The organism is Candidatus Hydrogenedentota bacterium (assembly GCA_016791475.1).
Classification (GTDB): domain Bacteria; phylum Hydrogenedentota; class Hydrogenedentia; order Hydrogenedentales; family JAEUWI01; genus JAEUWI01.
This window is the reverse complement of record JAEUWI010000001.1, coordinates 227914-250956: the sequence shown is the minus strand read 5'-3', so window position 1 is coordinate 250956 and position 23043 is coordinate 227914. Positions and strand designations below refer to the sequence as shown.

General features: G+C 62.0%; 10 protein-coding genes. 6 read left to right on the top strand and 4 right to left on the bottom strand.

Going from position 1 to position 23043, the window contains the following annotated elements:
* Positions 1 to 103: 103 nt before the first annotated feature.
* Positions 104 to 7495: an amino acid adenylation domain-containing protein gene (locus JNK74_00925; GenBank protein MBL7644728.1), complete on the bottom strand. Its 7392-nt coding sequence runs from the start codon at positions 7493 to 7495 to the stop codon at positions 104 to 106.
* A gap of 336 nt (positions 7496 to 7831) precedes the next feature.
* Here JNK74_00925 and JNK74_00920 point away from each other — a divergent pair, with 336 nt between their 5' ends.
* Positions 7832 to 9286 (top strand): hypothetical protein, encoded by a 1455-nt coding sequence (locus JNK74_00920; protein ID MBL7644727.1) that lies wholly within the window; start codon positions 7832 to 7834, stop codon positions 9284 to 9286.
* A gap of 80 nt (positions 9287 to 9366) precedes the next feature.
* Entirely contained in the window at positions 9367 to 10728 is a 1362-nt protein-coding gene (locus JNK74_00915) for a divalent metal cation transporter (GenBank protein ID MBL7644726.1), read from the top strand.
* A gap of 34 nt (positions 10729 to 10762) precedes the next feature.
* Here the strand turns inward: JNK74_00915 and JNK74_00910 are convergent, their stop codons facing one another.
* The 3 genes from JNK74_00910 to JNK74_00900 form a co-directional block, all read right to left on the bottom strand.
* Positions 10763 to 12238, bottom strand: a complete 1476-nt coding sequence (locus JNK74_00910) for a pectate lyase (GenBank protein MBL7644725.1) — start codon at positions 12236 to 12238, stop codon at positions 10763 to 10765.
* A 149-nt stretch (positions 12239 to 12387) separates the two neighbouring features.
* Positions 12388 to 13452: a Gfo/Idh/MocA family oxidoreductase gene (locus JNK74_00905; protein MBL7644724.1), complete on the bottom strand. Its 1065-nt coding sequence runs from the start codon at positions 13450 to 13452 to the stop codon at positions 12388 to 12390.
* Positions 13453 to 13545: 93 nt separating this feature from the next.
* The gene (locus tag JNK74_00900; GenBank protein MBL7644723.1) at positions 13546 to 16119 is read right to left on the bottom strand and encodes a PQQ-like beta-propeller repeat protein; all 2574 of its coding nucleotides are present in this window, start codon (positions 16117 to 16119) and stop codon (positions 13546 to 13548) included.
* A 203-nt stretch (positions 16120 to 16322) separates the two neighbouring features.
* Here JNK74_00900 and JNK74_00895 point away from each other — a divergent pair, with 203 nt between their 5' ends.
* The 4 genes from JNK74_00895 (at position 16323) to JNK74_00880 (ending at position 22945) form a co-directional block, all read left to right on the top strand.
* The gene (locus tag JNK74_00895) at positions 16323 to 19865 is read left to right on the top strand and encodes a hypothetical protein (GenBank protein ID MBL7644722.1); all 3543 of its coding nucleotides are present in this window, start codon (positions 16323 to 16325) and stop codon (positions 19863 to 19865) included.
* 35 nt (positions 19866 to 19900) lie between these two features.
* Positions 19901 to 20977, top strand: coding sequence for a hypothetical protein (locus tag JNK74_00890; protein ID MBL7644721.1), 1077 nt, complete (start codon positions 19901 to 19903; stop codon positions 20975 to 20977).
* A 216-nt stretch (positions 20978 to 21193) separates the two neighbouring features.
* A complete protein-coding gene (locus JNK74_00885; protein MBL7644720.1) occupies positions 21194 to 21970 on the top strand; it encodes a DUF1080 domain-containing protein in 777 nt (258 codons plus the stop codon).
* Positions 21971 to 22066: 96 nt separating this feature from the next.
* On the top strand, positions 22067 to 22945 hold the full coding sequence (locus JNK74_00880) for a cytochrome c (GenBank protein MBL7644719.1): 879 nt from the start codon (positions 22067 to 22069) through the stop codon (positions 22943 to 22945).
* The last annotated feature ends 98 nt before the right edge of the window (positions 22946 to 23043 follow it).

Sequence of the window (23043 nt, the reverse complement as noted above, 5' to 3'; positions counted from 1 at the left end):
ACGGAGACCTCTGGCCCACCAGTTAACGGTTCATCAGGCCCTTGAGCGCGATCACACCCCGACGCGAGAACGTCCACAACGCATCTTCCTGCCCTTGGCGTGTCTATTCGGCGCGGGCACGGGCGCGGGCCAGACATTCCGACAAACGGTCGGCGAGTATGCGCACGCAGGGCTCTTTGACCAGGGTGAAGTGATTGCCTTCGATGATGACGACTTCGACACTCTCCGCCACCCGCCCGAACCCGAAGGTCGCGTCATTCCGGTTAATCCCCCTCGGCACCTCGCCGGTGCGAAAAAGCGTTACTTCACCACCGTAAGGTTTCATTTCGAAGGCCTTCGCCGCCTGCTCGTTTGCCGTAAGTCCGGCCACGATTTTCTTCACGAACTCATCGGCCATGACATTGAGACGGCTTGACTGACCTTCCGCGGGCGGGAGACCGGCCTGCTTCAGGGCGTAGGCGTTCATGAGGCTGCTGCGCGCGAAGTGGAGATATTCTCGGAGAGACGCGCCGTTCCGCCGACGCCCCGTGGCCGCCCGGGCCATAATTCGCACGATATCGCGGGTGTGGAGCCAGAGCGTGGCCCGCGTATGAAAGAGGATCTTGATCCGGTTGAGCAGACGCAGTAAGGCGTGGCGCACGCCCGAGGCCAGACGGCCCAGGGATGGTGGCTCGGGCACGCAGGCTTTGCAGTCGATGACGGCGAGGAGGGCCACGATTTCGCCCTGTTCCCGAAGGTACCGGGCCATTTCATAGGCCACGAGTCCGCCGAAAGACCAGCCGGCCAGGTAATAGGGACCCTGGGGTTGATGACGTCGCAGGGCGCCCAGATAGCGAAGGGCCACGGACTCCACCGACGTGAACTCCCGGTATTCGGGCAGGTGAGAATACTGGAGGGCGATTATGGTCTGTGCGGTTCCCATATGGGCCGCCAGGGGGCCATAGGCGAGGCGCGCGCCACCCGCACCGAGCACACAAAAGAGCGGCGGGAGGCTCCCGCCGGTCTGGAGCGGGACGGCGCAAGGATCCCACTGGTCAGCTTCCATTTCGCCGGGGGGCGGCGCGCCATGGGTAGCCTCCTCCCCGCCGGGCGCGAGCCGTTTCGCGAGGCCCGCGACGGTGGGGCTCTCGAAAAAGTCGGTGAGGGTCAGCGCGCTTCCAAACTGGTCATTGATCCGGCTGAGCACCTGAATGGCGAGGAGCGAGTGCCCCCCGAGGGCAAAGAAATCGGTGTGAATCCCGCCCGCGGCACGGTTCAGGCATTGATTCCAAATGGCAAACACGGCTTCCTCGGTGGGGTTTTGCGGCGCTAAGCCATCCCCTGCGGAAACCAGTGCGGGCGGCGCGGGAAAGGCGGCGCGATCCAGCTTGCCTTGGACCGTCCTCGGAAAGGCCGGCAGGCAGACCGATTGGGCGGGGCGCATGTGGGCGGGCAACTGATCTTTCAGGAAGGCGTCGATGACCTCTTCTGCCGGAGGCGCGTGCTCTCCCGTCATGAGATAGGCCACCAGTCGTTGTTCCTCGGGCGAGTCTCCCACCAGCACCACGGCGGCATCCTCCACCATCGGGTGGGTGCGGAGAATGCTCTCGATTTCACCGGGCTCGATCCGGAGTCCCCGCAGCTTGATGTAGCGGCCCATGCGGCGCACGAATTGGAGCTGTAGGTCGTCTCGAAGGTAAACCAGATCACCGGTGCGATACAGCCGGTCGGCATCGGCGGCTCCGAAGGGATTCGAGACAAACTGGGCGGCCGTCAACTCGGGATCGCGGTAGTATCCCCGGGCGAGCCCGGCCCCACCGGCGTAAAGTTCGCCCGGCACGCCGATGGGCACCGGATTCATGTTCGCGTCGAGCACGTACAGGTGCGTGTTCTGGATGGCGGCGCCGATGGGCGCATTGCTCTGGGGGTGTGGCGCCCCGGCGAGAATCGGATAGAGCGTGACGTATACCGTGGCCTCGGTGGGGCCGTAGGCATTTACCATCACGAGGCCCGGCGTCGCATCCACGATATCGCCGAGCAGCGACTCGGGCAGGGGCTCCACCCCAACCATCAGCCTGCGCAAAGGGATGGGGTCCTTGCCCTGGCGCGACCGTAATGCGGGCAGCATGTAGCCGGGCAAATAAGCGGAGGCGACTTCGCGCGCTTTCATCCAGTCCAGGCATTGCAATGCATCAAGGCGGACGCGCTCGGGCACGATGTGCAGCGCCGCGCCGCCGAGGAGACCGGTCCACGTCTCGTAAACAGTGGCGTCGAAACTGAAGGCGGCCCAGACCGAACAGGCCTCGCCTGGTCCGACGGGTTGCCTGGCCTGGAGATCGTTGAAGAGATTGATCACCCCGCTGTGGTTGCAGCATACCCCTTTGGGCTCGCCCGTGGAGCCCGAGGTGAAAATGATGTAGGCGGCGTCTTCACCGTGCAGCGCCAGCCCCAGGTTACCGGCATCGAAAGGAGCCAGCACGGCGGGTTCGTCCAGCGCAACACACTCAAGGCCCGCCGATTTCAGTTGGCTGGTCATGGCGGTTTCACTGAGAATCAGGCGGGGCTCCAGCACCTTTAGAACCCGATTTCGGCGGGCCGCCGGATCCTGCAAATCCAGGGGAACATAGGCGCCGCCCGCTTTGAGAATGCCCAGCATGGCCACCACGGTGTGGATGCATCGGGAGATAAAGAAAGGAACCGGATCTCCAGGCTTCACGCCCCGCTCGATCAATAATCGGGCCAACTGGTTCGCCCGTGCGTTGAGCTCGCCGTAGGCCAGCGAGGTCGTATCGTCCGCGACGGCGGGCGCCTGCGGGTTCTGAAGGGCATGGGCCTCAAAGATACCGACGAGCGATGCGCCCATGTCGAGGGGCGCGGAAGGGCCGGACAGGCCGAGCACACAGGCGCGCTCCGCAGGTTCCAGCATGTCGATCCGGCCGATGGCAACCTCGGGCTGGCGGGACACCGCTCGCAGCAGGGTCACAAAATTATTCAGTATACGGCGTGCCGTTGTTTCGCGGAACAGGGCCGTGTTGTATTCCAGATTCAGGACCAGATCGCCGTCCACAGGTTGAATGGCGAGGGTGAGATCGAATTTGGCACCCGAGTTCGGCAGGGCCTCTTCCGTGATGCGAAGCCCGGCGAACTCCGCCTCGCAGCGCGGGGTGTTTTGCAGTACGAACATGATCTGAAACAGAGGGGAACGGCTCGGATCCCGCTCGTGCCGGACCTCGGCCACGATCTGCTCGAAGGGGACCGCCTGATTTTCCTGCGCGGCAATAATCACCGACTCGAGCTCTTCCAGGTACGCGTCGAAGCCCATGGCGGGTGTGAGCCGGGAGCGGAGCACGACGGTGTTCACAAAACATCCGATCAACCCTTCCAGATCGTGGTGGGTCCGGCCGGCGGTCACAGAACCGATGAGGATGTCTTCCTGGCCCGAATAACGGTGCAGTAGAACATTCCACGCGGCGGCCAGAACGGTGAAGAGCATCTTTCCCCGCTCCCGGGCCAGTTGCTTCAGTTCCCGGGTCAGCTCCTCGCCCAGGGGGCGCAGTGCGGATGCGCCGCACCAGGTTTGACGCGGAGGGCGGGTGAAATCGGTGGGAAACTCCAGCACGGGAAGGGGACCCGCAAGCTGCTCCTTCCAATAGGCCAACTGTTGCTTAAACTCGGGCGTTGCCACGGAGTCCCGCTGCCATTGGCTGTAGTCCGCGTATTGTATCGGCGGGGGCGTTGGCGCTTGAGAAGGCCCGGCGCAGTAGCAGGCCGCCAATTCGTCCAGAAACACGCTGACGGACCATCCGTCAAAAATGGTGTGGTGTATGACCAGGACGAGGCAGGCGTGCCCTTCCCGATGGGGAAAATACGTGAATCGCAGCAACGGTCCGGTCTCAAGGGAAAAGGATTCCGTGGCGATTGCGCCCATATGCTCCCTGGCCGCATCCAGGAAGGCCGCATCCCCGTCGACGGTGGGCAAAGGCACAACCAGAAAAGGGACCCGGAGTTCCGGGAGAATGACCTGTTGCGGTTCACCCCCCGTCTCCACGAATACGGTTCTCAGGACTTCGTGCCGTTCCACCACGGTATCGATGGCCCGCCGCAGCCGGTCCACTTCCACAACACCGCATATCTCGAAAAGGATCGGGATGTTGTAGGTGGAATTGCCCGGATCCATTCGGTCAACGATCCAGAGACGCTCCTGGGCAAAGGACAGGGGCAGGGGCGCGTCGCGTCCCGCGATGGGAAGGGAGCCGCCGCTCCAGGTGACCATTCCCGAGGCCTGCGCCTCCGCAATGGCCAGGGCGTGGGCCTGGATGGTGGGGCCCGCCATCGCCATTCGCAGCGGCAGGTCCACCCCGAAGAGCTTCCGGATGCGGACCAGGAGCCGGGTGAAGAGCAGCGAGTGCCCACCGAGGTGAAAGAAGCTGTCCTCGATCCCCACGTCGCGGCAGTCGAGGATCTCACGCCAGATTCCGGCCAGTATGCGCTGGGTGCGTGTCGCCGGCGGAACGAAGTCCCGGCGCGGTACGAGGGCGCTTTCCTCGAGTGGGGGCAGCGCCTTGTAATCCACTTTGCCGTTGACGGTCACCGGAAAGGCATCAAGCACGGCGAAACCCGCGGGCACCATGTATTCGGGCAGAGAAACACGCAGCGTGTCGCACAGCTCCGCCGCATTGAGATCGGCCCCCTGTTCCGGCACGACGTAGGCGACCAGTTGGGCCTCGCCGTGCCTGTCGTTGCGGCAGCGTACGGCGGCGTCGCGCACGCCGGGACAGCGCAGCAACGTGGCTTCGACTTCTCGAAGCTCAATGCGGAAGCCCCGGATCTTGACCTGATCATCCAGGCGCCCGAGGAATTCGAAGTTCCCGTCGGTTAGCTCGCGGACCCGGTCGCCGGTCCGGTAGAGTCGCGCGCCCGTGCCGGGACGAAGGGGGTGATCCACGAAGACCCGGGCGGTCAGATCGGGGCGATTGTGGTAGCCCCGGGCGACCCGATTTCCGCCGATGTACAGTTCCCCCGGCACTCCGGTTGGAAGCGGGTTCTGGAATCGATCCAGCACGATGGTTTCCGTGCCACGGATCGGTTTTCCGATGGGCAGATGAACCCGAACGCCGGCGGGGTCAAAGTGATCCGGCACTTCGTAGTACAGGGCGGTGATGACGGTCTCCGTGGGCCCGTAGGCATTCATGAGCGCCACGTGGGCGGTTTCGGGAAAGGTCTGCCATTGTCGCACGGTCCGGGGCAGTACGACGTCGCCCCCGACGATTAGAAGCCGAAACTGCGCCCCGAAATCGGCCAGGCCCTGGGCCATGCCCTCATCGGTCCACTGCTGCCAGAAGGCGGGGGGCAGGTTCAGCACGGTGCTCCCCGCTTCCCGCAGCACGGCGGAAAAGTCCGATGCGATGTACATGCTTTCGTCGGCGATGTGGAGGATGGACCCGGCGAAGAGGGGCGCAAATATTTGCTCCAGCGACACATCGAAGCTGAGGGAGGCGAACTGGAGCGTGCGGTCTTCCGGGACAATCCGGTAGACCTCGCGCATCAACTCGAAGTGAAGGGCGGCTTCGCCATGATTCACACAAACGCCCTTCGGGTGCCCGGTGGAGCCCGAGGTGTAGATGATATAAGCCAGGTCTTCAGGGGCTACGGGCACGGCGAGATTCTCGCCCGAGTATCGGTCCAGCGTGCTGGGCTGTCCCTCCATGATCACAAATTTCACATCCGCACCGCCAAAGCAGGGCCGGGTAGCTCCGTCGGTGATCATGACGGTGGCGCCCGAATCTTCGAGGGTGTAGACGAGGCGCTCGGCGGGATAGGCCGGATCCATGGGGACATAGGCCCCGCCCGCTTTGAGGATGCCCAGGAGCGCCACCATCGCCTGTGGCGTGTGGGGCAGACACATCCCCACGCGCGATTCCGCCCGGACTCCCAACCCCCGCAGGTGGCGCGCGAGCTGGTTCGCGCGTGTGTTCAATTCGCGGTAGGTGACGGCGATGTGCTTGTAGCGCAGGGCAATCGCTTCGGGATTTCGGGAAACGGCCGCCTCAAACCGCTCGGGCGTCATGCACACGGCCGGTGGCACGGCTTCGGGCGCGGCGCGCTTCAACAGCAATTCCAGTTCATCGGGCGGGAGCAGGTCCAGGCGCACAGCGGGAACTTCGGGATGTTCCAGGAAGGCGCTCAGAAGCTGGATTAAATGGCCCACCATGCGCTTCATGTCGGTTGCGGCAAAGCGGTGGACATCGTACTCCAGGGAAAGAAGAAGTGAAGGACCGCCGTAGCCCGCCAACATGAGGGGGACCGGCGTATATTCGTGCAGGGTGAAGTCACGCTTCACCCAGGCACCGCCGAGGCCGCGCAGAGAATCCCCCAGCGTCTCCCGTTCGAAAACATAGCACAGGTTGTACAGCGGGGCATCGCCCGGAATTTCGCCGCACGCGCGGATCAGGTCCGTGGGCGAGTGCTCGACGGCGCGCAGGGCAATCCACTGCTCGCGCAGGGCGCGCAGCCATTCGAGGGCGGTCGTGGATTCGTCCAGGCGGGTACGGACGGGCAAGGTATTGATATAGGGACCGATTCCATCGGCGGGCGCGGCGGCGCCGTGGCGTATGGCCTTGGTCGCGCCGACAACGACGTCGGCGGTGTCGCCGTAGCGGTGGGCCAGGAGCATCCACGCGCCGAGCAGGACGATGTTGAGGGTCAGGCCGTTGCTCTCCGCGAAGTTCGACAGGCGCGCGGTGAATTCCGGATCGAGGGCGTGGCGCAGATGTCCCGCGCCACGCTGGTCGGCTTCCCGCACATCGGGCGGGGAGAGGGGCAAACTCGTGGCTTCACAGAGTCCTTCCAGACGATGATGCCAATAGGACCTGGCTCCGTCCGTGGGCGCTTCCTTCAGCCAGGCGGCATAGGCCCCGAAGTTGGCGGCGCTTGCCCCGACCGCATCGGGCCAGGCGGCTCCCTCGCCGTAGCGCCCGAAGACCTCCTGGAGCAACAGGTTCATGGAACGTCCATCCACGATGAGGTGGTGGACCGTCCACACGAAATAGAAGTCGGCATCGCCCGCGCGGAACAGAGCGACGCGCATGAGCGGCGCTTCGCGAAGGTCAAAGCCCCGGGCTCTATCGGTGGTCAGAAAGTCGGAAAGGATCGAATCCTGTTCCGCGGACGATTTCGCACGCCAATCTTCCTCCAGGACCGGCAGCGTGACCTGGGGCTCGACGAACTGGCCCGGCTCGGGAGCGTCGTCCCGCTGAAAGCAGGTTCGCAGAATGCTGTGACGTCCGAGTGTGGATTGCCAGCACTCCACGAATCTCGGCACATCGAGCGACTCGCGAAGGCGCCCCACGACCTGCTCGACATAGCATCCGGAATGGGGGTGGGCAAGGGTCTGGAAGAACATTCCCTCCTGCGCCGGTGTCAGGGGATCGTGTTCCTCGCCCGGGTTCCTGAGACGGTGCGGGGTCCCCCCTGTCACTTGATAGGCCACACCCTCGCTCCCAGTAAACACGTCCATTTCCCAATCTCCGGGCGGTCGAATCATCCCTGCAGGTTACCCCGAACAAACGCCGATTGCGGGCACGACCGCGGGCGTTCTGCATTCCCCCTCGACCACCAATCCCGGCATATTTAACCACAACATGAGCGAATGCGCAATCAAAGGACGTCCCGGTCGGAAAATAGTGTTACGTCGAGACGCGGCGGCCAATATGAGTAACCGGTGAAATTCCAGATTATGTACGAAAAAGTCGTTGACTGAGGTTGCAATGCCGTGTTAGAACAGGCCAGCGCATCGGCTCCACGCCGCAGCCCGCCACGCGCGAAGCGTCTCCGCAACTTAAGGACGGAAACCATGGAAGTACGAGGATTTCGGTATCGAATCGTGTTCACCCGCGGTGTTGTGCTGGCCCTGACCGGCATCGCTTCACTGGCGGCCGCGGCAACGCCAACCGAACTGACGCTGATCGCGCTGGACGGCTGGGCCGGGCGCTTTGCCCACGAATACGACTATGTGCTGCGCGAGACCAAGGGTCTGGAGCGAATCCAGGAGCCGGTGGAGCTTACGCTGACGGTGCAAGGCGATGACACCGCGTCATGGCGGGAACATATCCGCGTAGTTCGGCTGACCGAGGCGGGCCAGGGCGCGCTGACGCCCCATCAGGTCATTGGAGAAGTCACGGCGGGGGGCGTGGAACAACGGGACGGCAATACCCCCCATCCGGCGGCCAGCATTAATATCGTGTTTCTGGCGGACTGCGGTGCGAATCAAACGGCTACCTATCGGCTTTTCTGGGGACACCCGGATGGCGCGACCGCAGGCACGGACTTGCCATCGGCGACGCTGTCGGGGGGGCTTGAGATATCGGGAGAGGCGCCCGCCCTCACCATCTCGAACGAGTTCTATCGGATGACGCTGGATCCGAAGTCGGGTGCGATCCGGCGGATCCTGCCGGCGAAGCAGGAAGAAAGCTCGGAACTTTTCTACCAGAACATTCCGATCCATTTCGGCGTAGATATCTGGAGCCCGCCCCAGAGCTGGGATCATGACTATGACTGGCCCGCGCCGCCGAACCAGAAGCTGGAGGGGGGCCCGCTGGCGCTTCGCTACCACCGCTGGGGCTCGATGCACAATTACACGGATGTGGAAGTGTCGATTACCTACACGTTTTACGCCCACAATCCCCATGTGCATGTTTCGTCAACCATGCGGCTCACGCAGGACCGCTCCGCCCATGCCATCCGCATGGGAGAAGTGGTGGTCAGCCACTCCAGGCGCCCTCCGGAAAATCCGGATCCGACTAAAGAGGAAAGCCCCGAGATCTTCACCCATTATGGGTGGCCCGTATCCGATGGCGGCACGCTGGTGCGGAAGATCAATGAGCACCGAAACGAATTGGGCCAGGCGACGGTGGAAGGGCATGTGCCCGGCGGGCTGGGCGTGCTTGATCGCGACCAGTGGTGGATCGCGGCCTTCAATCAGGACAAGGGCTTTGGCCTGGCCACGCTGCGCAAGCACCAGTTTGCCGGAAACTACCTTGGCGGTGTTACACCACAGGCGGCGCCGTGCACCTATCTCGGCCAGTATGGCTGGGGCTTCGTCTACTGGTCGCGACCGATGGTCTACCCTCTGGGCACGTCCGGGTCACCGCTGGACCTGAACACGGCGGTGAGCGCGGGCACGATATTCGGCACGGAGGAGGCCTTGCTGCTTTTTGAACCGACGGAGGACCTGGGCCAGGTGGCGGGCGCGTATGCGCGGTTTGTGACACCCCTTCGCTTCGAATTCAAGGGTACTGGACCGTGGTAATCCGCAGGGACGTGGAGATGGACATACTCCCGTGTACCGTCCCGGCAGGCGCTTCAACTTGAACGAAAGGAACGACCCGAATGACGGAAGATAAGTCCGGACTGTCGGCCTGGTTTCGCCTGGTGGCGGCCTTCGTTGGCCCGGCCGCCGTGATGACGGCGGGGATCATGGGCGCGGGTTCCACGAGCGCGCTGGTGCTGGCCGGGGCGTGGTTTCGCTATGATCTGCTCTGGCTGACGCTGCTCATATTACCCGCACTGATCATCTGCCTCGATTCCGGCGCGCGCATCGGTATCATGGCGGGGGGCAAGGGCATGCTCTCGGTCATTCGCGACGAGATACACCCCGCGATCACCTGGTTTGTCATCGTGGTGATGGTGCTGTTCAATCTCTTTGTGAATATGGGACAGATGTCCGTCATGACGGAGTCGCTTCTTTCCATTTTTAACTGGTACAAGCCGGGTGCGGACGCCACAGCGGAGGCGACAGGCGCCTACCACCTGGCCACCATCAGCGCCTCGATTCTTCTGGCCACCGGCATCTTGTATCTGCTTCTTTCCGGGGGCTATGCACGCGCACAGAAAGCCATGACCGGCCTGCTGTTTCTCATGTTCGGCTGCTTCCTGATCGTGGCCGTGCGCGGGCTGGAGGAATTCGGCGCGATTCTGGGCGGGCTGGTGCCGACGATCCCGACGGACCTGCAGATTCCGGGCACGGAGCGCACCCGCGATTCCTTCGGTTCGATCATGGCCATCGCGGGCGGCGCGCTGGCCGCCGCACCGCTGTTGAGCTTCTCCTATTTTCACGCCGACGATAATGCGAAGCCCGAAGATCTCCCCCGCTACTTCTGGAAGTCGGTTCTTAATCTCGGTGTACTCTTCGGCCTCTACTCGGTGATGGTCCTTGTGGCGGGCGGCTATGCCCTGTATCCCCTCGAAAACCATGCCTCCATTCAGACCGTAGGCGAGGCGGGACGCGTCTTGACCCGCGCGCTGCCGGCCGCGCTGAGCACCCTGTCTCCGAAAATATTCGGGCTGGGCCTGTTTTTATGCGGCTTCACCACGCTGATTGTTGTGGCGCAGTTGATGTGCTATTTCTGCCTGGACACGCTCAAGCTGGACTGGCACTATACAAAAGAGAATACGCGTTTCCGCGGGCTGCTCATCTTCTGGATCGCGGTGCCTTCGGTACTTTCGCCCTTTTGGGAGTTCCCCGCGCTGCTCAAAATCATCCTGCTGATGGGCGTGAATATCGTCATTGTCCCCATTGCCATTGTTATCATCATTTACCTGGTCAACAAGCGCTCGGTCATGGGAGCCTATAAGGCCAACGCGGGGCGCAACGCGTTCCTCGCCGCGAGCCTGCTGTTGTCGCTCTGGCTGGCCTCGGCGAAGCTGCCGGATTACTGGACACAGATTCAGAAGGCCATCAGCGGCGGCTGACGGGAGCTTCAGGCCGGCACCGGCCCCGTTGACTTTACTCCGCCACGTAGCCGGCGAGCGCCCGCATGTTGTTGCACCAGGTGCGGGTGCTGATACCGCGAAACTCGAAGCGCGGTCTGTATTTCCAGTCGATGTGATCGGCGGCGGAAAGATTCTCCAGCCAGATGCCTTTCTTCGCGTCCTGCGCATCGAGAATCTTCTTGACCTCGGCTCCGGTTGTCTCGGGTAACGGATTGACCGGCCAGGTTTCCTCTTTCATGGCCGCTTCGGGGCTCAGGGCAAAGACGCGTTCGTATTCCTTGCGAATCTCGGCGACGTCGATGGTAATCTGCATGCCGTAGTGATCGGGGAAGTTGCCGGGGGTGTAGTCCACCCAGTAGCGACCCTCCACGCGGTTCGGTCCCTCACGGTGGGCGTAGAGGGGCTTGCCCGTGCCAATGTCGACGAACTGAGCGTGGGTCTGGCCCGCGGTGGCGTGACCCTCCGGCAGCCGTTCCCGATCGAGCCAGTCGAGGGCGTCGGGAATGCCGCGCAGGTAGCGCCGGTCGCCCGTGACCTTGTAAAAACGCATCAGGTCATAGATATTCTGCACGGTCTGGCTGGGCGCAACGCATCGTGGCTCGTACTCCCGTGCGGCGCCCGGCTGGATGTCGAGGGTGTATTGCTGGGCCCAGCCGGCCTGGGGGGTACCCAATTGGGAAACGAGATAGAACTGCATGCCGCGCTCGGCGGAGACGCGGCATTCGCGCAGCCCCAGCAGGCGGTGGGCCTTCAGCATGAACTTGATGTTGCCCAGGATCACGTCGTCATTGAAGGTGAGGTAGGCGGAGTAGTCCTCCACGTGCCCCGCGCCATCGGGCAGGGCGTGAACCGGGTATCGCTGGGGCCAGCCGCCCACCGGATACTGGGAAGCCAGCATACCGTCGATGACCTTCATCACCGCATCGCGGTAGGCCGGGTCCATGGTGAGGGTGTACAGATCCAGCAGAAAATCCGCCGCGGTGGCCGTCGTGAGATCGTCGTAGGTGGCGTTACCGTGAAAATGGTAGAACTCGTCCCAGCCCCAGGCATGGGCGCCGATTTCTTCATACCATTTCGCGGTGCCCTCCGGCTCAAAATCGATAAAGTAATTCCAGCCACCGCAGGGAAGCTGGCCCCAGATCAGCGCATCCGCGCATTGGCGCGCGGCGTTCAGGAAAACTTCCTCGCCGGTGGCCTCGTGGACTTCGAGCAGCATTTTGGCCACGGTGACGGTGCCGGGATCCTGCACCCAGATCATGGAGCGTCGCGCGGGCACCTCCCCCCACTGCCGAGAGAGATCCTCCGTGTACATGCTGACGAAGCCACCACGATTGGAGACTTTGTCCATCATGTAGTCCGTTGATTTTTTCATGGCGGCGACGACTTCGGTTTTGCCGGGCCCTTCGGCGGGCAATGGCGCCGCACACAAGAGGGCGGCGGACAATACCCCCGCCGGGAGGATTTTTGAAATCCACTGCACACACTGCATAACCATCTCCTTCTCGCCAGCCACGAGCGAAATTGGCCCATTGAGTCATAAACTGTATACGGACTGCTACCACCCGGATTACGCGGGGACTTCCAAGACAATCATTCCCCATCACCTTCCCGGCGCTCGCAATTGCGCCCGGGATGAGTTCACCAGATCTCCACATCCGTCGCCAGCGGAAGCGCCACCGGACCGCTGCGTTTTGCCGACGCATACATGGCCAGGGCGACTTCCAACGTGTGACGGACACTTTCCACCGGAATCACGACATCGCGCCCGGCGAGAATAGCGTCAATCATGTCCTGCACCACAACAAGGTGATCGCGAAAACCGAAGTCGGCCGCTCCGCCGGCGGCGGTGTGTTGCTCCGCACTGCCCAGACGGCGAATGGCCTCGTCGTCGGACTGCTCATCTTTGAACTTCCACTCCGCCATCCGCTCGCCAATCAGGATCGCCGTGCCGTTTTCTCCGTGAATTTCGACGCGCAAGTCTGAACCGGGCCAGAGCGCCGTGGTCGCCTGCACGACCCCATGGGCACCGCTTTCATACTCCACGAAGGCCGACAGCGTATCTTCGAGGTTGACCGAAGGATGCTGCAGATTCGTCATCCGCGCGTCAACCCGCTTCATGGGCCCCGCCAGGTAAACTAGCAGGTCGATGTAATGAAAGGCGTGCTGGATTGTCACCCCGGCACCGCACTGGCGGGAAGAACGCCACGGATCCATATGGTAATAATCGGCAGGTCGATACCATTTCATATAGGTATCCGCCTGGAGCAGTTGACCAAAGCGCCCGCTGTCGACCGCGCGCTTGATGGCGGCCACGGCGTCGCGCACGCGGCACTGCACGGTACAGCCGAACTTCACGCCGGCATCTTTGCAGGCCGCCACCATTTGATCTGTTTCGGCAAGGGACATGGCCGGGGGTTTTTCGCACAGCACGTGCCTGCCCGCCTGCGCGCAGGCGAGGACGGCCTCGAAGTGGAGATGGTTTGGGGTGGCGATGTTGATCACGCTGATCGCGGGATCGTCCAGGAGCGCCTCAAGACTGTGGCGCGCTTCGACGCCAAACTCCGACGCGCGACTGTTCGCCCGGGCCTGATCCACGTCGGCTATGGCGACCAGGCGTCCTCCGTTGGAATGAAGGATGGCGTTGGCGTGAAAAGGGCTCACGAGCCCCGCACCGAGAATACCGAAACCGATGGAATTGTTCATACTGCTCCGAACTTCAAAATCTATTATGCTGAACCGCGAGTTCCCTTGCGCTCGTCACCACGGAGGACCGTGGCAATGAGTGTGTCCTTCCTCTTACTTCAATTTTGTCGCGTTTTTCACGTAGTACACGCTGTAGAAGGTACCTTCATCGAGGGTGGGATAGCCCTTGAAGTGGGGCTGCTCCTCGATCTCCTCGTATTCAAAGTCTTTCGACACTTTCCAGTGCTTGCGCTGCTCCGGTGTAATTTCCGCATACAGAATATGCATGGCGAGGTTGCCTTTCTCGTCGAAGGACATGCCCTGGAGATGACTCCACCGGATGTAGTCGCCGCCCGTGGCGCAAGAACCGAGATAGGTCTTCGTTTCGGTCTTGGGATCCCACACGAAAATGTCCAGGGGCACGTTGCGCCCGCCCGTGCTTCCCCAGTAAATACGGCCGTCGGGACCGCGCTCGAAAGCCTGCACCCCCGAGTGCTGTGAATCGCCATCGACGCCCACGTAGCACAAGGGGCGGGCGTGCAGCTTGCCATCCTTGCTGGTGTCCAGGCTCATCTCGAAGATCGTGTCGCCCGCGAGGCCGTAGTAGGTGCTTGTCCCCGGTGCGCCGCACGCGGAGGCATAGGAGTGGACATACTTCAGCCCCTCCTCCCCCACCACCTCGATATCGCGCAGGCGAAATTCTTCCGGATCCCACACGCTCATGAAGTTTCTGCCCGAGGGCGTGGTTTCGCCGGGGTGATAGATTTTGCCTGTGCCGGGGTCGCCCGGCATGTACCGCTTCGGGTGTCCGTGCGACATTTGACCGGCGTCCCAGAGGCGCCTGGTCTTCAGGTCATAGACAATAAACGAAACGCCGGGCACAGTGGCGCCATAGAGGTAGCCGCGCGCGGTGTCCACTTCGAAACTGGTAATACCCTGCTGGAGCAGCCCCGGTCCGAGATCCAGCGCGGTATCGGTCTTTGGGTCGTAGGAGAAAAGATGGCACGTGTACTGACTGCCGCGCGCACCCTCCGGCGCTTCCCCCACGTCGGCCCGAATCTCATAATGCAGTTCATAGCCCTGTTTCATCGCGCCGTAGATTTTGCCATCCTCGCCGAGCCGCAATTTTGTGTGGATCTTTCCGGGAATGCCCTGGCCACGCCCGTACTGACCCGTCAATTCATCCGATCTGAACACCGATTTCCAGTCCGCCGTTCGAGGCGTAAGCTGCGCGAGATAGGCCGTCTTCCCGTAGTAGGCGGTACCAATATAGACGCGGCCCTTTCGATCCTGCTCGACCGCCGTGTAGCCCGATCCACCGTGCATTGATGTGGGAATGGGATACACCTCAACCTCAAGGGGCTTGCGCAGCGCGAATCTACCTTCATCCACAACGGCGACCCTTCCCTCGCCCGCGGTTGTGGGCGGGAACACGCCGCTCTTCTCCCAGGCCTTTGGCTCGCCCGCGGTCAGGGCCCAAAGATTGCCCACGCGGTAGGCCTCCGCAGCGACCAGCGTGCCGTCCGCGGCGCAGGCCACAGCCCCCACCCGTCGGCGGTTCTGGAAGACCTGCTTTGCCGGAAAATCGATGTCGAAAGTGCCGTCGGTCACGTTGCACGACCACAAGCGACTCATGCCTTCCTCGCCGCCGCCGCTCACGCCGTAGAGCCGACCATCCAGGGGAGAAAAGGCCATGCCCATGACGTCGATGGCGCGAATGGGTTTGCCGAATACGCCCATCTCCTCGGTGGCCAGATTGTACTTGACGATGTAGCCGTCGGAAGTACCGAGGTAAAGGTGGCCATCCTTTTCCACGATGGCGTCGATACGGTTCCAATAGTTTCGTCCAGGCACGGAGGGGATATAGGCTACCGCGGTGAAACGCTGCTGGAGATCGGCCACTTCGGGGTCGTAGCGGAGGATTTGCCCATCCCAACCGGAGGTGTACATCTTTCCATCAGAGGCTACGTGCATGGCCTTCGCAATGAGACGATTGTTCCACTCCGCTTCGCCAGGTGTAATCCCGGCGAGTTCACGATCTACGGTGACCAGCCCCACGCGGTGATTCGAGACCATGGAATAGGTCTCGCCGAATGCGGTGTGCTCCACGTTACCGGTTTTCGTGTCGTAGATGAAAAAGCGGCCGTTGGGCGCGGTAACACCGTAGATGAGGCCGCGCTTCTTGTCCAGCGTCATGGTGTGGATACCCTGATTGGGCACCGGAACCCCAAGGTCCTCCAGTTTGCCCTCGCTGATACGGTACATGTGGCCGGTGTTATACTCGGGCTTGATGGGAATCAGGTTGGCGTCTTCGGGGTCAAAACCGGGCTGCGCTTTCCGAATCTTAAGCCAGAGCTGCTCCTTGGTCAGCATCGTGCCGACATAGACCGTGTCCCCATCCACCGCAAGCCCCCGCATGACCGTGTTCGTGCCGGGGACGGTTGCGAGGACATCAACTCTCGCGGTGGCGGGATCAAAGCGGAAGATATGACACGCATCACCCGATGTGGCGCCGTAGACGTAGTTCCCCTCGACCGCGAGCGCGTTGATTTCCCGGGAATCCGCCTCCATCCCGGCCGCATCGCGCAGACTCACTTCGGTGGCCTGGTTGTAGGTCAGGAACTTTTCGGGCGCGGCGTGGGCCGCCAGCGCGATGGCGATCAGCCCGATGCATACGAACGATTTCATGAAGCACGACCTCCAATGGGGTAAGGGGGAACACCCAGGAATGCACGAACCGCGCCCGACCGCACCATGCTATCGAAAGGACGGTCGGAGATCAAGGGTCTATTGATTTGGGAGTTTTTATAGACTTACACTGCCCCGGTACCGACGGAGTTCTCTATTTCCCGCACGAACCGCGCCTGTCGCATTCCCAGGGAGTCTTTCGAATGGCCCGTGCTCTATCTCTCGTCCTATTGCTTTCGGTGATCACCCCGTCTGAGGCAAACTCAGCGGCCTCTCCTCCCGGTGAAACGCTGTATTTGCCTTTTGAGGAAACTTCCGAGATCCTTTCCGACTTCGTATCGCGCAATGAGCACTACAAGAGTCAGGGAGCGGAAAGCCTGAAGGAGCGGGCTCTCTCCATCGGCGAAGGCCGCTTCGGAAACGGACTGCACATTGAGGACGGCGCGCCCAAGTCCGCCGGCACCTGGAACCAGTCGGGTCTGGACTGCGATCTGACCGTTGCCGTGGTCTGGGGCGAGTGGCGGAAGAAGCCTCACTACTGGGGCTCGGGGCATTTCTATGGGGATCGCGGCACGGTGGCTTTCTGGGTCAAGGGCGAGGCGGCCCATCGGGGAGTCCTGTTCATGCAGGGTAGCAGCGCGTGGGGCCGAAAGGAACGGGACCTCTTCACGGTGGAGGTGGATCAGGAGGGACGCCTCCACGCCCACCTGCGCGACGTGCGCTCGGAGTATCATCGCGTAAAGGCCGATCAACCCACGTGGCAAGATGGAGCGTGGCACCATGTGGCGATGAGCTACGACCGTGCATACGGGATGAAGCTCTATCACAATGGCAAACTCGTCGGGTCGTCGTGGGGGCAGGACGCGTGGTGGCAGGCGCCCCTGCCCGGACTCTTCAGCCCCTTCCTCCAGCAATCGCGCTATGACGAAATCCGGATGTTCGATTACCCATTGGACGATGCCGAGATCGCGGCGCTGTATGAAAAGAACGAAGCGCCAGCGAATCCCGCGCTCCGCGATGCACCCATGGATGGGGATGCGGCCCGGCGGCTTCTGGCGGAGTATGGCGATCTCGATGCGATGGAGCTTCCCGTGGTGAAGGCGGGCGAAGGCGTGCTGCCCATGCGCCAGAGTCTGGTGGAGTCGTGCCTGGACGAACAGATTCCGGTCTCCTTCATCATGGACGGGCGCTACGAACTGGCATGGCCCGCGCCCTACCGGCTTTTCACGTTCATCCTCGGCGATGCCGATTTTCATGGCGAGAATATCGAGGTGAAGCTTGCGACGGGCGAAAAGCCAAACTACGTCTCCTTTGAGGGCACGCTGTCCGGCTTGGACGTGCGACGCAACAAAGAGGACGTGCCCTTGTTGAGAATGGAAAAGTACGCACCGGTCTTTTATTCTGAAAAGATCGATTTGAAGGGTGATGAAATTTTTCAGATTCCGCTCGTTAAGGAACACGGCCTGCCTGAGGATCTCGAAGGCAGCGCGGAAATGCCGCTGACCGAACCTACACGTATCCATGAGATGCAACTCTGGGAAGTGGGCCGCCAGGACAAGAAGGAGACGAATCAGAGCAGCCAGGTAGCCTACATCGGCACTCCAATCGCGTCAACGGCGGACATTTCGCGCTATTGGGATGCCCTCGAGAAGCTCAAGGGCGGCCAACATCGCGTTGTTCTCCCGACGAGCGCGCAGGCGGGAGTTCCTTCGGAGCTTACCCTGGCACCGCTTCAGTCGATTCACGTGCTGGCGGCTCCGAGCAAGACCCTGACCGGCGTCGACGCGATTGGCCTGCGTCTTGTGGTCAACCCCCAGGCTCAAGCGGACGTGCTCTGGATGAAGCTGCGTGATCCTGGAAACCCCAGTCGTTTCTGGACACAGTCCTGCGTTCGTATAGACTACTCAGGCAACGACACACCGCAGGTGGTCGAGTTGATGTTCGATATTACGGACTTGGTGCTTGCGGACAACGACCGGCTACTCGTGGAGCTGACCTTCGCGAAGGGGGCCACGTTGGTGGTCGGCGGGGCAGCAGGCGCTTCCGCCCTGACGCTCACCCCCACATCCGGACAAGGGGAATCCCTGGCGCAATACGCCCAACACGCGTTGCTTCCCGCGCGCATGCAATACATGAAAGAGTACAATTACCGCCCCTGGCTATTCGCGGGAGACACGATTTCAGTGGACGAGTGGGAAGTCTTCGGCGGGCCCTACGACATGGCCTATCCCCCGCTGGCTGTGTTGCGCATCGACCCGGAGAACGAGATGGCGAAGCGCTACAAGACACTTCTTTTCGACCGCGCCTGGTTCGGCAGCATCGACGAGGACGAGCCGGAGCGACCGCTGCGTTTCGAACCTGTGGAGGGTGCCCCCGCGTGGGCGACGGCGCAGCGCGAACTCCTCGCGGCGAACTACGAAGTGGTGGACTGGATCGTGGGACAACAACGCAAGGACGGCATGTTCTGGGGCGGCTCGAATGACGACTCCTTTATTCCGCTGGGTTGGGCCGCCCTGCCGCTCCTGGGCCACGAAGGCGCGCGGAAATCGTGGCTGCGCTTCTACGACGGCCTGGAGGCGCTGGGCATCTACAAAGACGGCTACTGCGATATCTGGCCCATCGACCCGCTCCACATCACCGATTACATCTGCAGCCGCCCGCTCATGCTGTCCAATGCCCTTGGCAATCCGCGGGTCTTCGAGCGCGAACTGCAAACCGCCCGGCGCTACCGCGAGCGCGTGGAGGCGGCCAATGCGGCGCGCGCTCAGAAAGGCCTCGCGCCGCTCAACGGCGACCGCGCCATGCGGGATCAGCCCGACGTAAATCTAATCGATCAAATGGACTCGGAGATCGGTCACTACACCCGCACCCACCTCGGCTGGTGGTGGGGCGAGACCGAGACCCGCCCGCCCCACGCCATCACGGATCGCGCCGACATCGCCCGACAGATGATGGACGCCGTTAAAAAGGTGGACGACCTCGCAGTTTTCGGGCTTACCGAGGCGCGGGTCCACACCGATAATCAGCGGGGTATCGGCCGCGAAGTGCTCACCAGCGCGGCACTCGGCGGACGCCTGCAGGCCTACACCGAGCCCTTCCCCCCCTCCATCGCGGTAAGCTGGGAAGATGTCGATTCGCCCGATTTCTCGCGGCTGGTTTCGTATGCCGACGATACGCGGCTGGTGGTGAATTGCTATAACTTTGACGAGGAGCCGGTTGAATGCGCGATGCGCGTGTGGCGGCTTGAGTCAGGCACGTACGAGGTGGCGGTCGGCGCCGATCTGGACGACGACGGAGCTATCGACGCTGATGCCGTGCGGGAAGTGGCCACGGTTCAACTAAGTCGATTCAGCACCGTGCCGTTCAATGTACCGGCGGGCCAGAACACGATAATATCCATCAATCGGATCGGCGCTGTGGAGCATCCGGCGCAGCTCGCCGACCTGGCGATTTCGCACGAGGATATTCAGATCGATGGCAACACCGTGACGGTCACGGTGCACAATCTGGGCGGGGTGGCGGCGTATAACGTTCAAGTGGCACTGATCGACAGGAAGGGAATCGTGCTGGCGGAGGAGCGAATCGCCCACATCGATACGCCCCGGAGCGATCTGGCGGCCCGACGCACGACGGTTACGATCACCACAAAGGGTGAATCGGTGGTGGAATCCGTGTTCGTGGATCCGGGCGATATCGTGGCGGAGGTGTTTGAAGAGAACAACGAGGTGACGTTGGCGCGGCAGTAATGCGAAAGCGCCAAGGCGAAGCGGAGGAAAGAGCTATGCTGCGACTGAAAAAGGGCCTTATCACGGCGGGGCTGGTCGCCATGACTCCGCTGCTGAGTTCCTGCATGCACACCTATGTGGGCGGGACGTCTTATCTGCCCGAAGGCACCAATTGGGAGACCCATGACCGACGGATTTCCGTATACGTAAACGGGGCGGCGGGGCATGCCTATGTCGACAAGACCGAGAAGAGAGTATTCGTGTCGCTTCGGGACCGCGAGGGGCGACCGCTACTGCAGCGAGAGTATACGGTTGAAGCTGGCGATCTCGAATGGGCGTCGCGCGCCACTGGGGAAGACACGTTCGATCTCGTCTTTTATGAGTTCGACGCCGTCGACCCAGAGGTCGCAGGTGTACCGAATCTTCGGCAGATTCTGGGGTTGGTGTACAAAGGCGAAGACATGGAGGAATGCGGCGGTGAAATGCCTGCGCCAGATTGGGTAACTTCTCGTGTTGCAGACCAGTTGGCGCGGGAAGACAAACGGCAAGTAGTAGAGCTGACACTTTCGCTGACCAAGGAAGCGCCGGACGCAGTATTGGACCGCATACGGGCAATTGCCGCAACGTATGATCTGACCGAAAATAAGCCTGGCCCCGAGCACTTCCACGGTCTGGAGACCCGATATTCCACACGAGACTTTTCTCTAGCCATTTACCGCGACCAATCGCCGAACGAACTGCAGCTCACGCTCAATGATTGGGGACGGCACGAATATTCCTCTCAGGTGCAAGCGGCGCTTGCCGACTTGGGGGCGGTCCAGGTTAGCCGTTCGAGAAGCGTTTATGTGCGGGAGAGTGCGGTGCCGCGCGAGACCGTGCTCCGCGCTGTGGAAGAAGAGGCTCGCATCCACGGTTACACCAGAAGTGATTCATTCCCGCCGGCTTGCCTGGTGCGCTATGAGTCACCGGGTATTCAAGTCTCCGTCTCCGAGCTGTCCACGCCCGATCGGGTGGTAGTGTTCGTCGAGGACTCAAATCCGTCATCTGCCACTTGCGCATTCGAAGATTCGCTCCGTACCCGTATTGAAAGCTTGCGCAGTGAAGCGGTCGGCGGTGACGTGGGACCGAAATGACTCAAGGGATGAACCGCGCGCACTCGTGGACTTCGGTGTTGGGGCAAAGTGCCGAATCGGGGACCCACTGCGGAGTGTGTACAATACGACGACGTCTTACCCGCCCAAAAAGTTGTATTGTTCCCGCCAATCCGACAGAATGGCGGGTGTTGTCGGGACGTTGTTTTTCGCCGCCCGCCTTTCCCCATCGAAAACCCACTAAGGGAGGTTTTGACCATGAAATCAAAGTACCTTATGTTGCTTGCCCTGTTCCCGGCCCTGATGCTGGCGGGTTGTCCGAAGAGCGAGACGGCCCCCGCCACGGAGGCCCCTGCCGAGGCCGCATCCACGCCCGCGGACGAATCCGCCACACCGGCGGAGGGCTCGGGCACGGTAAATGAGGCGCCGGCGGAAGCCCCGGCGACGGCACCCGCCGCATCGGCGGAGAAGGAAGCCGAAGAAGGCGGCGAATGGATCTCCCTTTTTAACGGCAAGGATCTGGAAGGCTGGACGCCGCGCGGCGATGCGGTGTGGGAAGTGAAGGACGGCGTCATGGTGGGACGCTCGCCCGGAAAGCAGGGCCACATCTACATCGGACCGGAGCTTACGGATCTTGAGGTCAAGGGCATGTTCCGGATTGCGGTCACCGAAGAGGGCAAAAACGCGAACAGCGGTCTTTATTTCCGGGCCAATCCGCCGGCGGACAATGTGAACGGCTACCCGGAGGGCTACGAGGCCCAGATCTGCAACAGCCAGGAAGCCCACACGGGCTGGCTTTGGAAGCCGGGCAAGGGCGTGGGCAAGGCCTCGAAGCTGCTCACGAAAGACGGCGAATGGTTCGCCATGCGCGTGAAGGCCGTGGGACCGAAGATTGAAATCTTCATTAACGACGAACTCGTGACGACCTACGAGGACATGGAGTACACCAAGGGCTTCTTCGCAATCCAGTGCCATAACTCGGGCATGACGGCGGAAGCGAAAGAGCTTTACTACCGCGATCTTTCCAAGAAGTAGACTGCGTTTTGTCTCCTGCGGGCGCGTGGTGCGCCCGCGGGAGTTGCTTATCTCAGCGGCAACGGCGGGCGGTGTGCCCGCATCACGGAGGGCGTTATGTGGATTGTACTGGCACTGTTGTTTTGTGCGGCGGCGGAACCGGGCGCGGACTGGAATAAGCTCGAAGTCAGCGGCTGCGAGAATGTGTTCCAGGTGACGGAGTCCGTCTACAGCGGCGGCGAACCCCACACGGAAGAAGCGCTGAAGGCCCTGGCCGATCTGGGCATCAAGACCATTGTCAGCGTGGACGGGGCAAAGCCCGATGTGGAAACGGCGAAGAAGTACGGCCTGCGATACATCCACCTTCCCATCGGCTATGACGGCTTTTCCCGCGAGCGGGGTCTCCAGTTTGGCCGCGTATTGACGGACACCGAGGGGCCGGTCTATTTCCACTGCCACCACGGCAAGCATCGGGGTCCGGCGGCCGTGGCGGCGGGTATGGAAGCCTCCGGCCAGTGGAAACCCGGCCAGGCGAATGCTTTTCTGAAGGCGGCGGGCACGGCGGCGAAGTACACCGGGCTTTATGAGATTATCGACACCTTTACGCCACCGACGAAAGAAGAGATCGCCGCGGTGGACGTCACCTTTCCTGCGAGCGCGGATACGCCACCCTTTCAAGAGGCGATGGCGCTCATTGATCGCCAGAAGGACAACCTGGCCTTGGCGGAGAAGGCCGGCTGGAAAACTCCGGCGGACCACCCGGACATCGCACCGGCCCACGAAGCCCTCCAGCTCCGCGAGAGCTTCACCGAGATTCTTCGCCTCAAGACCGAGGCCGAGCGCCCCGCCGCGTACCAGCAGGAGATGAAGCGGGCCTTGGACGCGGCAGCAGCACTGGAGGAGGCCCTGCGCGCCAACCAGCCGGACAACGCCACGGTCGCCTTCAAGGCCCTGAACCAGTCCTGCAATACCTGCCACGAGCAGTTTCGCGACTGATTGGGGTGGTGACCGGGGGCGGGCGGGTTGCGCACGCTGAAACGGCTATCAACACCCGGCGTCCCCGTGCTATAGTACGGCTTCCCTGAATCACCCGG